Below are 14,875 nucleotides of genomic sequence, written 5' to 3' on the forward strand. Positions count from 1 at the left end.
GCCTCCAGTTACAGCTTAGGTGTTTCAGATGGTGGAGTGATTGCATCACTTTCAACAACCTTAACTTTGGCACCGTTACTTAGACGTACTTGGCCAGAAGTTACAACCGTATCGCCGTCTTTAACGCCTTCAAGGATGTGTGCAATATCAGCTGTACGTTCACCTACTTTAACAACATGTTGAGCAACACGTTGAACGCCGTCTTCTTCAGTCAGGATGTAAACATTGTCACCGTATAGAGTGAAAGTAATCGCTGTTTGAGGCAGAGTTACTTGGTTCTCTAATTTAGGCAGAATGATGTTAGCGCGAGCGAACATACCGCTACGAAGCTTGCCATCATTGTTTGGAATGTCTGCTTGAACTTGGATAAGACCACTTTGGATGCTTACAGCTGGTTCAATTGCACTGATAGATCCTTCAAACGGTGTCTCTGGGTAAGCATCAACAAAGATGTCGATAGCCTGACCAACATTGATACGAGAGATATCAGTTTGAGAAACTGTGAAGCGCAGGCGCATCACACTGGTATCTTCTAAACGAACGATATCTGTACCCGATTGTAGGTATTGGCCTAGGTATACGTTACGAATACCAACAGTACCGTCGAATGGCGCGCGAATTTCACGACGCTCGATCGATGCTTTTAGGCTTTCAATGTCAGCAGATAGAGAGAAGTAGTTCGCTTCTGCTTCATCGTACGCTTCTTTAGAGATAGAACCTTTCTTGAATAGACCTTGGTAACGCTTGTATTTTGCTTTCGCAGCAGGCAAACGAGCTTCAGAACTCTTTAGGTTTGCTTTCTCTACGTCAGAATCAAGACGCACCAGTTGCTGACCACTCTTAACATCAGTACCTGACTCGAAAGAGATCTGGTCAATAACACCGCTGGTCTCGTTCGCTAGTGTCACACCTTGGTTAGGTTCGATGAAGCCGATAGCTTCAATCACTGGAACCCAGTCGATCGGCTGAACTTCAGTTACCGTTACTGGAAACTCTGGTTCAGGGCGGTTGGCCATATACTCAGCAATTTTTTGTTGTTTGAACATGTTAAACCCAATAACGCTGCCGAAAAGTAGTACAGCGATGAGTAACATGAAGAAAGTCCACTTTTTCATTATGGTCAAAACTCCGATCTAGTGTTTAATTATTGCGTCCCAACTGGCTTCGATTGCAGATTCTAGTTCTGCCTCATCAAGTTGGTAAAATCCTAAAGAATGCTTGCGTGCTAGAGAAACACTAGCCGCCAAGCTCAATCCACCTAATACTTCATTGTTAAGTGGTTTAAACAATCCTTGTTCTTTACCCTCATTAAATAGCAGCTCAACTTGGGCAAACATTTTACGTTCTAGTTCCCTGAAGTTTAGGCTATTTGTGATGGGTAGAGAGTCATACTGAACTCGATTTTTTATTGCGGCTAAATTCGTTCCTGCTAAGTTCCATATGTTCAACCACATAGTACGGTAGCGTTGTTTAATTGGATCCGAATCATTAACCCCTTCTTGAACAGCATCAGCTACTCTTTGAGTCACGAGCATTCGAACATCTTCTATCAAGTGCTCTTTATCATCGAAGTAGCGATAGATAGTGCCTGCAGCCACTCCCGCTTCTTTGGCTAATTTTTGCATTGAAAGGCCTTGGAAACCGACCTCTGCAATTAGCTTTTCAGCTGCAGAAAGTATTTGCTGGCGTTTATCCCGAGGTGCATGAGTTGTCATATTTCAACCACCAATGAATGAACGTTCATTCATTATAGCCTAATAACCACACACATGTGCAACAAAGTTTTACATACTCAGCGTAAAAATCTTGTATAAGAGAACGTAGCATTCGTGCTGTTGCAGCATTATTATAGGCGCGCAATTGAATTCGCCCCTCTAGACCAAACTGAGAATCAAATGAAACTGAACCCAAGACAAGATGAAGCCGTGAAATATGTTTCGGGCCCCTGCTTAGTATTAGCGGGCGCTGGATCCGGTAAAACACGTGTTATCACGAATAAGATCGCTTACTTGGTTAAAGAGTGTGGCTATAAGGCGCGTAATATTGCAGCGGTAACCTTTACCAATAAAGCGGCACGTGAGATGAAAGAGCGTGTTGGACAAACTCTGGGTAAAGGGGAAGCGAAAGGACTGATTGTTTCGACGTTTCACACCATGGGCCTAACTATTATTCGTCGCGAGTACAAAGCACTGGGCTTAAAAGCTGGCTTCTCTCTGTTTGATGACCAAGACCAGTTAGCTCTGTTAAAAGAGCTAACAGAGAGACAGATCGATGGCGATAAAGATTTATTGCGTGCATTGATGAGTGCGATTTCGAATTGGAAGAATGACATGCTGACGCCAGATCAGGCGAAGGCTCGAGCTCAAGGCGAACAAGAACAGCTTTTTGCATTCTGTTTTGAGATGTACCAGAAACAGATGAAGGCATACAACGCGCTCGATTTTGATGATTTGATTGCGATGCCGGTATTACTACTGAAAACTAATCAAGAGGTGCGTGAGCGCTGGCAGTCGCGTATCCGCTATTTACTGGTCGATGAATACCAAGATACCAATACCAGCCAATATGAGTTGGTTCGTTTACTGGTGGGAGAGCGTGGTCGTTTGACGGTCGTAGGTGACGATGACCAATCTATCTATTCATGGCGTGGTGCAAAACCGCAAAACTTGGTGCTGCTTGGTGAGGACTACCCGAACCTACGCTTGATCAAACTCGAGCAAAACTATCGCTCAACCAGTCGAATCTTACGTGCGGCGAACATCTTGATCGCCAACAACCCACACGTTTATGAAAAGTCACTGTTCTCAGAGATCCCAGACGGTGAAAAGCTCAAGGTACTGAATGCTAAGAATGAAGAGCATGAGGCCGAGCGTATTACCGGTGAGATCATCGCACACAAGTTTTTGAATCGTACAGAATACAAAGATTACGCAGTGCTTTACCGCGGTAACCACCAATCTCGCTTGATTGAAAAAGCCTTGATGCAGAACCGTGTGCCTTACAAGATCTCTGGCGGTACTTCTTTCTTTGCTAGAGCAGAAATTAAAGACATCATGGCTTACCTACGTGTGTTGGTGAACCCTGATGATGACAACGCTTTCCTACGTATTGTAAACACACCGCGTCGTGAGATTGGTCCGGTGACGCTTGAGAAGTTAGGCAGCTACGCCAACATGCGTGGTAAGAGCCTGTTTGAAGCCAGCTTTGAGATGGGCTTGGAGCAGACCCTGACGGGACGTGGTCTAGAAAACCTGCGCCGTTTCGGTGACTGGATTGTTCGTATCTCAGATAATGCTGAGCGTGGTAATACGGTTGAAGCCGTTCGCTCTTTGGTTCGTGACATCAACTACGAAGATTGGTTGTACGAAACCTCAGCGAGCCCGAAAGCCGCTGAAATGCGAATGAAGAACGTCTCTGATCTCTATGGTTGGATTGTGGCCGATCTTGAGGGTGACAACTACGATAAAGAAGAGAAAACCCTACGTGAGGTGGTTCAACGTTTAACGCTGCGTGACATGATGGAGCGTGGTGAAGATGATGACGACGCAGACCAAGTTCAATTAATGACATTGCACGCATCGAAAGGCCTAGAGTTCCCGTATGTATTTCTGATGGGTGCAGAAGAGGGCATCTTGCCACACCAAACCAGTGTCGATGAAGGCAACGTAGAAGAAGAACGTCGTCTTATGTACGTTGGGATTACTCGAGCTCAGAAAGAGCTGACCTTTACTAAGTGTCGTGAACGTCGTCAATATGGTGAATTGATTAAGCCAACACAAAGCCGCTTTCTAGACGAGTTGCCACATGAGGACGTTGAGTGGGAAAGCGTTAAGAAGCCTCAATCCGCTGAAGAAAGAATGGAAAAAGGGCAGGCACACATTGCGAATATTCGTGCGATGTTCAACAAGAAATAAAGCTCAGCTTTAATAGCACTATATTAGAAGCCAATAAAAAAGGTGACCATGAGGTCACCTTTTTTGAATCTGGCATTTTTAATTACAGATCGGTAAATTACAGACCGGCAATCATGTGCTCGATAGCATCTTTGATTTCATCGTCTGAACAGTCCATACATGAACCTTTCGCTGGCATCGCATTGAAACCGTTGATTGCGTGGTCAGCTAGGATGTCGCGACCTTGAGCAATACGAGGGCCCCAATCTCCAGCATCACCTGTTTTAGGTGCGCCACTTACGCCAGATGCGTGACAAGCGATACAAAAGGTACCGTAAACTGCTGCGCCATCACGAGGGCCTGTTGGTTCTGCGGCTACTGGCTCGCTGCCGACTAGGTAAACTTGGCCAACTGGTTTGATGCGTTCAGCAATTGCATCTTGCTCCGCTTCGCTAAGGCCTGCAGCCATTGCGCCAGTTGAAAAGGTTAAAACTGCGATGACAACGCTTAAAATTCGACGAGACATATCCATTAAACTCACTTTACATTCCCAAGGTAAGTACATGCTTACCAATTTATAGTGTTGGAAGGGTGTTTTGGCTTTAACCAGCAAAGAGCAACTGTTAAACCAATGTAAATAATGGGTGATTATATCCCGATAAGTTGTTGCAATAAACAACAACTTATAAGCTGTGGCGGGTTGTAGTACTCAAATAAGGGGTTTATCACATATTAACTGTCGAAAAAGAGACCAAACAGAAAAAAAAGTTAAAAAAGTACTAGACGGCATTGGGTGATATACGTATTATTCCACTCCGCCGACAGGGCATGCGCCTGTAGCTCAGCTGGATAGAGCGTTGGCCTCCGGAGCCAAAGGCCGAAGGTTCGAATCCTTTCAGGCGCGCCATCCGGTCTCTTACTTCGGTAAGTGAGAAATTGGCACAAAAGAAATAATGGTGGCTATAGCTCAGTTGGTAGAGCCCTGGATTGTGATTCCGGTGGTCGCGAGTTCGAATCTCGTTAGCCACCCCATTCTTTCTTTATAAAATATCGGTAGCTTCGGCTTCCTGTGTTGATTCACTATCCCAAGAATCGATACAAAATTAGTCGGTGAATAGCGCAGCTTGGTAGCGCATCTGGTTTGGGACCAGAGGGTCGGGGGTTCGAATCCCTCTTCACCGACCACTATTTCAATAATCGCTTTTAAGCGGTTATATAAAAAATTAGTGGTGGCTATAGCTCAGTTGGTAGAGCCCTGGATTGTGATTCCGGTGGTCGCGAGTTCGAATCTCGTTAGCCACCCCATTAATTTTGGTAACTTCTTTGAAGTTCCCAGTTTGAGAAATCAAACGAAATGTCTCGGTGAATAGCGCAGCTTGGTAGCGCATCTGGTTTGGGACCAGAGGGTCGGGGGTTCGAATCCCTCTTCACCGACCACCTTAAGAAAGCTCATCAGAAATGATGAGCTTTTTTTTCATCTGTAGATCACAGGTTGGAACCCAAGTGGGGTTCGCCTGATGTTCAAAGGATGTCTCTTCACTGACCGCCTTTATGAAAGCTCATCAGAAATGATGAGCTTTTTTTTCATCTGTAGATCACTAGATAGGAACCCAAATGGGTTCGCCTGATGTTCAAAGAATGTCTCTTCACCGCTCACTTAAGAAGCATCATCAGAAATGATGGGCTTTGTTGCATATGTCGTGTCAGTATTCTTCAATTATTGCTTCTCACAGTGTTGAATTGGTCCAGTTCGACTCGCTCCTCTTTAATAAACTCCTTTTAGAAGCAAGAATCCCACCTTCGATCTCCTCGATTATTACGTCTGTATGGAGGTAGTTCATTTATCAAACGGAAAGATCTATATCTAATTTTATATAAAATAACCACTCAATAATTCGACAAATTAATAGGTCTGGTCTAGAGATTTTTGTGAAAAGTTGAATTTGGCCCTTAATCTGCTCACTAACCCATGTATTTGACAGCTTTCTACGCATTTGGTCGTTCAAAACTCCTCAGATTTATTAAGCCTTTCGTTTCTCTGGTTTGTATTTATCAAAAAAATACAAACGGTTAAATGTATGGTTACTTGGAGTGTATATAGTTGTTTTATTTGTTTAAATTAACAAAGTTAGCGTTTGTTTCTATAGTGTTAATTGTTTTTTGGAATAATTATTTGTTTTTATTGAGTGGTAGTGAGATCTGCTTTGAAGCACAGGTTTAACTCTACAAGTAAGCAGTGGTAAGGAGTTTGTGAGTATTTCTTGCCGATAATATAATGTTGATTTTTCTTACTATATGCTCTCTGGGTGAATAGTTATGTGGCACTTTTGCTTGCTAAGCGTTTAATGTCGACTTTTTATCCTATTTTTGTTGCTTTTCTGTGAATTATTTGCCAAATTGTCAACCGTATAAAATATCAGAACAATATTCTGGTAAGAATGGATTCAATTTTGCAGACAGGGCAGAAAGCTGCCAAAGCAGTAGAGGTCTGGTAATGTCACTTTTAGAAGTAAAAAATCTTCGTATCGAATACCCATCTCGTCATGGAGTTCACGCCGCAGTTAAATCGCTTTCGTTCAACATCGAACGTGGTGAGATCGTTGGTGTTGTAGGCGAGTCTGGTGCAGGTAAATCAACAGTAGGTAATGCTGTGATCGATTTGCTGAGCCCTCCCGGCCGCATTGCTAGCGGCGAGGTATTTCTGGATGGCGAAAAAGTCTCTGGCTTATCTCCTGAACAGATGCGTTCTGTTCGCGGCTCAAAGATTGGTTTTATCTTCCAAGATCCAATGACGTCTCTTAACCCTCTATTCACAGTAGAACAGCAGTTAAAAGAGACGATTCATGCCAACATGAAGGTTTCGGATCAAGAAGCCTACCAGCGTTCATTAGACTTGATGAACCAAGTGGGTATCCCACAACCTGAAAACCGTTTAAAGCAGTACCCACACCAGTTCTCTGGCGGTATGCGTCAGCGTGTGGTTATCGCGATCGCATTGGCTGGTGAACCTGACCTTATCATCGCAGATGAACCAACGACGGCACTGGATGTGTCTATTCAAGATCAAATCTTAGGTTTGATTCGCGATCTATGTATTAAGAAAAACGTAGGTTGTATGTTGGTCACGCACGACATGGGCGTGGTATCAAACGTTACCGACCGCGTAGCCGTTATGTATCGTGGTGACTTAGTTGAGTTTGGCCCGACGGCGAAAGTCCTTGGTACTCCTGAACACCCATACACACACAGTCTTATCTCAGCGGTTCCACGTTCAGACCGTAAACTTGATCGTTTCCCTCTTGTGAGCTACATCGAAGAAGCGCACGAGATGGAGCCTCTAGATGTGAAAAACCACTGGTTAGGCCAAAGCCAAGATCACCGTGATTACACTGGCCCATTGTTGAATGTTGAAAACGTGCACTTACGCTTTACCACCAAAGATTCTTTCTTTGAGAGTCGTCGTGAGTACGTTCAAGCATCAAACAACGTGAGCTTTGAAGTGCATGAAGGTGAGACGTTTGGCTTAGTAGGTGAATCAGGTTCAGGTAAATCAACGATTGCTCGTGTGATTGCTGGCTTGTACGCACCGAATTCAGGCAAGGTAACGTTTGAAGGCGTTGATCTTACTGGTCTTAAATCTGAAAAAGAACGTCGCCCTATGCGTCGTCAAATGCAGATGGTTTTCCAAAACCCTTACACATCAATGAACCCTCGAATGAAGATATTCGACATCATTGCTGAACCTATCCGATTCCATAAACTTACGCGCAACGAGAATGAAACTCGTCAGATCGTGAACGACCTGCTAGAGCACGTTGGTTTAGGCGTAATGGCCGGGGTTAAGTACCCACACGAATTCTCAGGTGGCCAACGTCAGCGTATTTCTATCGCTCGCGCTTTGGCAACTCGCCCTCGTCTTTTGATTTGTGATGAACCTACCTCGGCACTGGATGTGTCGGTACAGGCTCAGATCCTTAACCTACTAAAAGACTTACAAGATGAGCTAAACCTAACCATGCTGTTCATCAGTCACGATTTACCGGTTATTCGCCAAATGTGTGACCGTGTTGGTGTGATGCAAATGGGAGAACTATTGGAAGTCGCGCCAACCGAGCAGCTATTCCAATCGCCTCAGCATGAGTACAGCAAACACCTAATTTCTTTAATGCCTGAATTTACAGGTTTAAGAGAAGAAAAAGCAGTGGCACAAGCCGCGGTATAAAAATCAGCAGGCTGGAGTTTAGCTTGCTAAAAACAATAAACAGACGCAAATACAACAACTAGGGATCTGGATTCCCGCATGAAGGAGTTATGCAATGAAAACCATGAAAAGCAAATTAGCAGTAGCTTTAATGGCAGCTGGCCTAAGCTTTAGTGCAGCAGCAGCAGATATTACCGTTGGCTACGCAGCTGACCCTGTATCACTTGACCCGCACGAGCAGCTGTCTGGTGGCACACTGCAAATGTCTCACATGGTGTTTGACCCTCTAGTACGTTTCACAAAAGAGATGGATTTTGAAGGCCGCCTAGCATCTAGCTGGGAGCGTGTTGATGAAACGACTTTCCGTTTCAACCTACGTAAAGGTGTGAAATTCCACTCTGGTAACGAACTGACTGCTGATGATGTTGTGTGGACTTTTGAACGTCTACAAGCTTCTCCAGACTTTAAGTCTATCTTCACGCCATACGAAAAAATGGTAAAAGTGGATGACTACACAGTTGAGCTAGTATCAAAAGCGGCTTACCCACTAGTACTACAAACAGCAACTTACATCTTCCCAATGGACAGCAAGTTCTACTCTGGCCAAACAGCGGAAGGTAAAGACAAGTCTGAGCTAGTTAAGCACGGTAACTCGTTTGCTTCGACTAACGTTTCAGGTACTGGTCCTTTCATCGTAACGCAGCGTGAGCAAGGCGTTAAAGTAACGTTCGAACGTTTCAACGATTACTGGGATACAGAAACTGAAGGTAACGTAGACAAGCTAACACTTGTGCCAATCAAAGAAGACGCGACACGTGTTGCAGCACTTCTTTCTGGCGACGTTGATATGATTCACCCAGTAGCACCAAACGATCACAAGCGTGTTAAAAACGCTAAGAACATCGATCTAGTAACGCTACCTGGTACTCGTATCATCACGTTCCAAATGAACCAAAACAGCAACGAAGCTCTTAAAGATGTTCGCGTTCGTCAGGCGATTGTTCACGCAATCAACAACGAAGGTATCGTTAAGAAGATCATGAAAGGCTTCGCAACAGCTGCTGGTCAGCAAAGCCCAACAGGCTACGCGGGTCACAACGAAGACCTAGTTCCTCGTTACGATCTGAAAAAAGCGAAAGAGCTGATGAAAGAAGCGGGCTACGAAGATGGCTTTACGCTAACTATGATGGCACCAAACAACCGTTACGTGAACGATGCGAAAGTAGCGCAAGCGTCTGCGGCAATGCTGTCTAAGATTGGTATCAAAGTTGATCTTAAGACTATGCCTAAAGCACAGTACTGGCCTGAGTTTGACCTATGTTCAGCAGACATGATGATGATCGGCTGGCACTCAGATACTGAAGATTCAGCTAACTTCAACGAGTTCCTAACTATGACTCGTAACGAAGAGACTGGCCGTGGTCAATACAACTGTTCTGGTTACTCAAACCCAGAAATGGATGCGATTGTAGAAGCTTCTAACACTGAAACTGACCCAGTTAAGCGTTCTAAAATGCTGAAAGGCGTTGAAGCAACTCTATACAACGACGCAGCATTCGTACCGCTACACTGGCAAAGTGAAGCGTGGGGCGCGAAGTCTAACGTAGGTGCAGCAGACGTAGTAAACCCAATGGTTATGCCTTACTTCGGCGACCTAGTTGTAAAATAATCTAGCTTGCTAGAATCGAGAGCCTGAAGCTTTTCAGGCTCTCAAATTATTAAGAAATAGATTTAAGTTTCGGTATTTGGTCTTCCTTCAGTCTGGCTAAATACCTTTTTTAAGACTGAATTTTGTTATCTAGTCGCGGATTTCGACTAGATAGTCATGGATAGATAAGGGGCAAGGAATGGTTACGTTTCTGGTCAAGCGCCTGTTTCAGGCACTGATAGTGATGTTTGTGATCAGTTTGGTGGCGTTTGCCATTCAGGATAACCTGGGCGACCCGTTGCGTGAGTTAGTCGGTCAATCTGTTTCAGAATCGGAGCGTCAAGCGCTGCGTGATGAACTCGGCTTAAATGATCCCTTCATTACAAAATACACTCGCTTTGTGGGCGCAGCTCTACAAGGTGATCTTGGTACTTCATATTTCTTTAAACGCCCAGCTGTGGACGTAATCTTAGATAAACTAGTCGCGACGCTTGAGCTTGTGTTCGGCGCTTCTCTGATCATTGTTTGTCTGTCGATTCCACTTGGCGTTTATTCTGCAATACACCCAAAAAGCTTCTTCACTAAACTGGTGATGGCGGGCAGTAGTATCGGCATTTCTGTGCCTGTTTTCTTAACTGCAATCATGTTGATGTATGTATTCTCTATTGAGTTAGGCTGGCTGCCGTCGTTTGGACGTGGTGAGACCGCAAACTGGTTTGGTTGGGAGTCTGGCTTCTTAACGATAGATGGCCTTGCGCACTTAGTGCTGCCGAGTATTGCTCTAGCATCTATCATGCTGCCGCTATTCATTCGTCTAGTACGTTCTGAAATGCTAGAGGTTCTTAGCTCTGAATACATCAAGTTTGGTAAAGCAAAAGGCCTAGCGCTGAACAAGATTTACTACCAACACGCTTTGAAAAACACAATGCTGCCAGTATTAACGGTAGGTGGTGTTCAAATCGGTACTATGGTGGCTTACACCATTCTTACTGAAACTGTATTCCAGTGGCCAGGCACCGGCTTCCTATTCCTTGAAGCGATTAACCGAGTGGATACACCACTGATTACCGCATACGTTATCTTCGTAGGTCTTATCTTCGTAGTAACGAACACCATTGTTGACTTGCTATACGGCATCATTAACCCAACAGTGAACATCACAGGGAAAGGAGCATAATCATGGAACAAACAACAACAGCTCCATCTCGTTGGGAGCGATTCAAGCAGTCAGATATTCTGTACTACTTCTTACGCGACAAAGTGGCAATGGTCAGCTTTGCCATCTTTGCAGCCTTCTTAGTGATGGCACTCGCGGCACCGATTTTAGCGCCAACAGACCCGTATGACGTGACGTCTATCGACATCATGGATTCAGAGTTGCCACCATCTTGGATGGAAGACGGCGAAGAACGTTTCTTACTGGGCACTGATGAGCAAGGTCGTGACATCCTATCGACCATGCTTTACGGCTCTCGTCTTTCATTGACGATTGGTTTCTTAGCGGTTGGCCTTCAGCTGACTCTAGGTATCATCATTGGTCTGTCTGCGGGTTACTTCGGCGGTCGTATCGATAGCTTCCTGATGCGTTTTGCCGATGTTCAGCTTTCGTTCTCAACCATGATGGTTGCGATCATTGTCTCGGCTATCTTTAAGGCAAGTTTCGGTAGTGACTTCTACGCGCAATATGCCGTTGTTATGCTGGTGGTGATCATCGGTATTGCCGAATGGCCACAGTATGCTCGTACTATTCGTGCGTCGGTATTGGCAGAGAAGAAGAAAGAGTACGTAGAAGCGGCGCGTGTGATGGGCTTCAGAGCACCTCGCATCATGTTCCGTCATATTCTGCCTAACTGTTTATCGCCAATTTTGGTTATCTCAACGGTACAGGTGGCAAATGCCATCATGTCAGAGGCGGCACTTTCTTTCCTAGGTTTAGGTCTTCCGGTAGACCAACCGTCACTCGGTGCCCTGATCAGTACTGGTTTTAACTACATTTTCTCAGGAGCATGGTGGATCACGGCATTCCCAGGTGTGCTTTTGGTAACATTAGTTCTAGTTATTAACCTATTAGGCGACTGGTTACGTGACGTGTTTAACCCTAAAATTTATAAAGGGTGATAGCGCGGTTTGATTTTTAGAAAAAAAAGTCACTAAACTAAGAGCCGTAAGCAATTACGGCTCTTTTTTTGCTTAATGGATCTGGAACTTAGTATCATTGATACTGTCAATAATACTTAAAATGGAATTCATGTTTTATCGACATTGATTCGGTAATAATTAACCCGTAAGGGTTTAAGTGGTGGTTATGAAATTGACAATGAATGCTGTATGTCGTGCTGTGATGAGAAATTATCGTATGGGGCTTATCGCTGCATCCCTTTTGGTATCGAGCCAAGTTAGTGCAGAATCGGTTCTATGTGATGCCACTCAGGCAAGCACCAATCAATTACCACAGCTAGAGCAGTCATGTCCGATTGGTAAAGGTGTTTGGGGCAGTAAGGCACCTAGACGTCATTCAGATAACGAGTTGTTCTGGGTTCAATGTGGCTTGCTGAACAAGCCTTTGTCACTGAGCCGTGCAAAACCTCTTTATGAAAAGATCTCGACTAATGTTTGGATGAAGCCTGAAGGAAGTGATTACCGTTGCTTAATCGGCCCTTACTCTACCTTCTCTGATGCGAGAAAAGACTTAGCTCAGGTACGTAAGGTTCCTGGTTACGGTGAAGCCTTTATTCGTATGGTGGATAAGTCGAAAACTTCATCACAACCTATCGTTGCAAAAACGGCAGAACCAAAAACGGTGAAGCCTAAGGCTCCTGTAAAACCAAAAGTAGAAGCTAAACCTGTATCGAAACCTGTGGCTGCCAAGCAAGCGGCTGTGGTGACGAGCGCTGCTGCTATTCAGACGCTACCAAGTGGTAACGCGAGATCAGATAATGATCTAGAGATCGAGATTCGCGTGAAAGCAGACGTAGCGGGTAGCCAATATGCGATACCTTACCTTCTAGATCATCAACAACAGTTCTACATGGAGCAAGGTAAGCCTTGGAGTCGCCTAGATTACGCCAGTGCTGAGTTAGTGTGTAAGCAGGTCAACATGAAGCTGATGACTGAAAAGCAATGGCAGAGTATCTTAGGGTCTAAGGTAATGGAGAAACAGAACTGGCCAATGCACCTACCTTATTGGGGCGCAGATAAGAAAGGTCTGTTTACCAACGGTAACGTCAACCAATTGAAAGGTTCTTCATTGCTTAATGTGATGTGCGTTAAGTAACGACGACCGTTACCAAACCAAATAAGCCTCAGCCATTGCTGGGGCTTTGTTGTTTATACCCCCTTCTTTTTCAACATAGGTTTGACTTATAGACTCTCGTTCTTCAAGACGAATTTGATTAAAAATCGCTAAAAATTGTTCAAATAGCACGGTTGATGCGTAGAAAACCATAACTCAAGCAATAAGGTGATTGAGATTATGAGTTTAAAAAAACGATTAGAAGACGTGGCTCCACGCTTTGAAGCCGGAGGGAAGTACGAAAAGCTCTACCCAGTGTATGAGGCTTTCGCGACAATATTTTATACACCCGGCAACGTAAACCGCGGCATAACCCATGTTCGTGACAGCATTGACTTAAAGCGCATCATGATTCTGGTGTGGTTGGCGACCTTCCCGGCAATGTTCTGGGGGATGTATAACGTTGGGCACCAAAGCATCCTCGCATTAACCTCCAGCTATCAACTTAACGAACTTGCTTCTGTTATTGAAAGCAGCTGGCGTCTGTCGTGGGCATTTGGTGATGCGCAGTCATTGATGGCAAGTGGCTGGGCAAGTCAGATGCTGCTTGGTGCACTCTATTTCCTACCCGTTTATGCCACGGTGTTTGTGGTAGGTGGCTTCTGGGAGGTACTGTTTGCTGTCGTTCGCAAGCACGAAGTTAATGAAGGCTTCTTTGTTAGCTCGGTGCTGTTTGCACTCATCCTCCCGCCAACCATCCCGCTTTGGCAAGCTGCATTAGGTATCACCTTTGGTATCGTTGTCGCCAAAGAGCTGTTCGGTGGTACAGGGCGAAACTTCCTTAATCCTGCGCTGGCAGGTCGGGCATTCCTTTACTTCGCTTATCCTGCCAACATGTCGGGTGGGTTGGTATGGGTTGCCGCTGACGGCTATTCAGGAGCGACCCCACTGAGCCAATGGTATGAAGGCGGCAGCACGTCACTCATCAATAACATGACTGGCGAGGCGATCACTTGGATGGATGCCTTTGTTGGTAATATTCCTGGTTCGATGGGTGAGGTGTCGTCACTACTAATCATGCTGACGGGGTTGATTCTGATAGCGATGAAGATAGCTTCTTGGCGCATTGTCGCCGGTGTGATTGTCGGTCTCGTTGTGACATCTAGCTTGATGAATTGGATAGGGTCAGAAACCAACTCGATGTTTTCGATGCCGTTCTACTGGCACTTTGTGTTGGGTGGTGTAGCGTTTGGTACCTTCTTCATGGCGACAGACCCTGTATCTGCCGCGTTTACCAATCAGAGTAAATGGGCCTATGGCATTTTGATTGGTGTGATGACGGTTGGTATCAGAGTGCTCAATCCAGCCTACCCTGAGGGTATCATGCTGGCTATCTTGTTCGCCAACTTGTTCGCTCCGCTGTTCGACTTTGTAGTGAAAGAGCAGAACATCAAACGAAGACTGAAACGGACATCGCGCTGATCTAAGTGATTAAAAGGGAAAGTGACTCCCATAAGAAAGGCTTGCATTGATGCAAGCCTTTCAATTTTTATCGCGATTGATTTGAGGTTGATTTAACTCCATTTCAAATCAATCTCGAAAGGTTGTGTACTACCACAGTGTTCACCGCACATCTCGTCGTAAGCACTGTTATGAACCAGCATAGCTGATGCTACACCTTGGTCGCTAAAGTGATCGCGTGCTTGGTTAACACTCAAAAACTTCATAGGATGATGGTGGTCGTCTTTGATTAACTGCTTTTGCTCGCCAATAACTTGGTAAGCCAAGTAGATCCCGCCTTCAAATGATTCAATTAGTAGATTCATAATGAGCTCCGCTCTTTCTATGTTAGTTTGACTTTTCTACGCAGGGCTTCGGATGAAGGTTCATATGTTACATAT

At 44.9% G+C, this 14,875-nt stretch carries 12 protein-coding genes and 5 tRNA genes; 12 read left to right on the top strand and 5 right to left on the bottom strand.

Annotation, left to right across the window (positions count from 1 at the left end):
• Positions 1 to 8 precede the first annotated feature (8 nt).
• Together OC193_RS00260 and OC193_RS00265 are read right to left on the bottom strand one after the other, a co-directional pair.
• Entirely contained in the window at positions 9 to 1,115 is a 1,107-nt protein-coding gene (locus OC193_RS00260) for an efflux RND transporter periplasmic adaptor subunit (RefSeq protein WP_048661259.1), read from the bottom strand.
• Positions 1,116 to 1,133: 18 nt separating this feature from the next.
• A complete protein-coding gene (locus OC193_RS00265; RefSeq protein ID WP_017629442.1) occupies positions 1,134 to 1,715 on the bottom strand; it encodes a TetR/AcrR family transcriptional regulator in 582 nt (193 codons plus the stop codon).
• A gap of 180 nt (positions 1,716 to 1,895) precedes the next feature.
• Between OC193_RS00265 and rep the strand changes: the two genes are divergently transcribed.
• On the top strand, positions 1,896 to 3,914 hold the full coding sequence (gene rep, locus OC193_RS00270; RefSeq protein ID WP_048665052.1) for a DNA helicase Rep: 2,019 nt from the start codon (positions 1,896 to 1,898) through the stop codon (positions 3,912 to 3,914).
• 97 nt (positions 3,915 to 4,011) lie between these two features.
• Here rep and OC193_RS00275 read toward each other — a convergent pair whose 3' ends face one another.
• Positions 4,012 to 4,425: a c-type cytochrome gene (locus OC193_RS00275; RefSeq protein ID WP_017069626.1), complete on the bottom strand. Its 414-nt coding sequence runs from the start codon at positions 4,423 to 4,425 to the stop codon at positions 4,012 to 4,014.
• Between the two features lie 298 nt (positions 4,426 to 4,723).
• Here OC193_RS00275 and OC193_RS00280 point away from each other — a divergent pair.
• The 10 genes from OC193_RS00280 (at position 4,724) to OC193_RS00325 (ending at position 13,016) form a co-directional block, all read left to right on the top strand.
• A tRNA-Arg gene (locus OC193_RS00280) sits at positions 4,724 to 4,800 on the top strand.
• Between the two features lie 49 nt (positions 4,801 to 4,849).
• A tRNA-His gene (locus OC193_RS00285) sits at positions 4,850 to 4,925 on the top strand.
• 76 nt (positions 4,926 to 5,001) lie between these two features.
• Positions 5,002 to 5,078, top strand: a tRNA-Pro gene (locus OC193_RS00290).
• Between the two features lie 44 nt (positions 5,079 to 5,122).
• A tRNA-His gene (locus tag OC193_RS00295) sits at positions 5,123 to 5,198 on the top strand.
• A 55-nt stretch (positions 5,199 to 5,253) separates the two neighbouring features.
• A tRNA-Pro gene (locus OC193_RS00300) sits at positions 5,254 to 5,330 on the top strand.
• 1,057 nt (positions 5,331 to 6,387) lie between these two features.
• Positions 6,388 to 8,115, top strand: a complete 1,728-nt coding sequence (locus OC193_RS00305) for a dipeptide ABC transporter ATP-binding protein (protein ID WP_019826573.1) — start codon at positions 6,388 to 6,390, stop codon at positions 8,113 to 8,115.
• A gap of 94 nt (positions 8,116 to 8,209) precedes the next feature.
• Positions 8,210 to 9,763 (top strand): ABC transporter substrate-binding protein, encoded by a 1,554-nt coding sequence (locus tag OC193_RS00310; RefSeq protein ID WP_048661261.1) that lies wholly within the window; start codon positions 8,210 to 8,212, stop codon positions 9,761 to 9,763.
• Between the two features lie 178 nt (positions 9,764 to 9,941).
• Complete coding sequence (locus OC193_RS00315; protein ID WP_008218600.1) at positions 9,942 to 10,919, top strand: ABC transporter permease; 978 nt, start codon at positions 9,942 to 9,944, stop codon at positions 10,917 to 10,919.
• A gap of 2 nt (positions 10,920 to 10,921) precedes the next feature.
• Positions 10,922 to 11,860, top strand: a complete 939-nt coding sequence (locus tag OC193_RS00320) for an ABC transporter permease (RefSeq protein WP_017060135.1) — start codon at positions 10,922 to 10,924, stop codon at positions 11,858 to 11,860.
• A gap of 187 nt (positions 11,861 to 12,047) precedes the next feature.
• Positions 12,048 to 13,016 carry an SPOR domain-containing protein gene (locus OC193_RS00325; protein ID WP_048661262.1) on the top strand — a complete coding sequence of 323 codons (969 nt, stop codon included), beginning with the start codon at positions 12,048 to 12,050 and terminating at the stop codon, positions 13,014 to 13,016.
• A 9-nt stretch (positions 13,017 to 13,025) separates the two neighbouring features.
• Here OC193_RS00325 and OC193_RS00330 read toward each other — a convergent pair whose 3' ends face one another.
• Positions 13,026 to 13,166, bottom strand: a complete 141-nt coding sequence (locus OC193_RS00330; protein WP_165922807.1) for a hypothetical protein — start codon at positions 13,164 to 13,166, stop codon at positions 13,026 to 13,028.
• A 48-nt stretch (positions 13,167 to 13,214) separates the two neighbouring features.
• Between OC193_RS00330 and OC193_RS00335 the strand changes: the two genes are divergently transcribed.
• Positions 13,215 to 14,456, top strand: coding sequence for an NADH:ubiquinone reductase (Na(+)-transporting) subunit B (locus tag OC193_RS00335; RefSeq protein WP_048665053.1), 1,242 nt, complete (start codon positions 13,215 to 13,217; stop codon positions 14,454 to 14,456).
• Between the two features lie 92 nt (positions 14,457 to 14,548).
• On the opposite strand, the gene OC193_RS00340 is transcribed toward OC193_RS00335, so the two are convergent.
• Positions 14,549 to 14,800 carry a DUF6482 family protein gene (locus OC193_RS00340; protein WP_048661264.1) on the bottom strand — a complete coding sequence of 84 codons (252 nt, stop codon included), beginning with the start codon at positions 14,798 to 14,800 and terminating at the stop codon, positions 14,549 to 14,551.
• Between the last annotated feature and the right edge of the window lie 75 nt (positions 14,801 to 14,875).

It is taken from the genome of Vibrio crassostreae, assembly GCF_024347415.1.
In the GTDB taxonomy this organism is placed as follows: Bacteria; Pseudomonadota; Gammaproteobacteria; order Enterobacterales; family Vibrionaceae; genus Vibrio; species Vibrio crassostreae.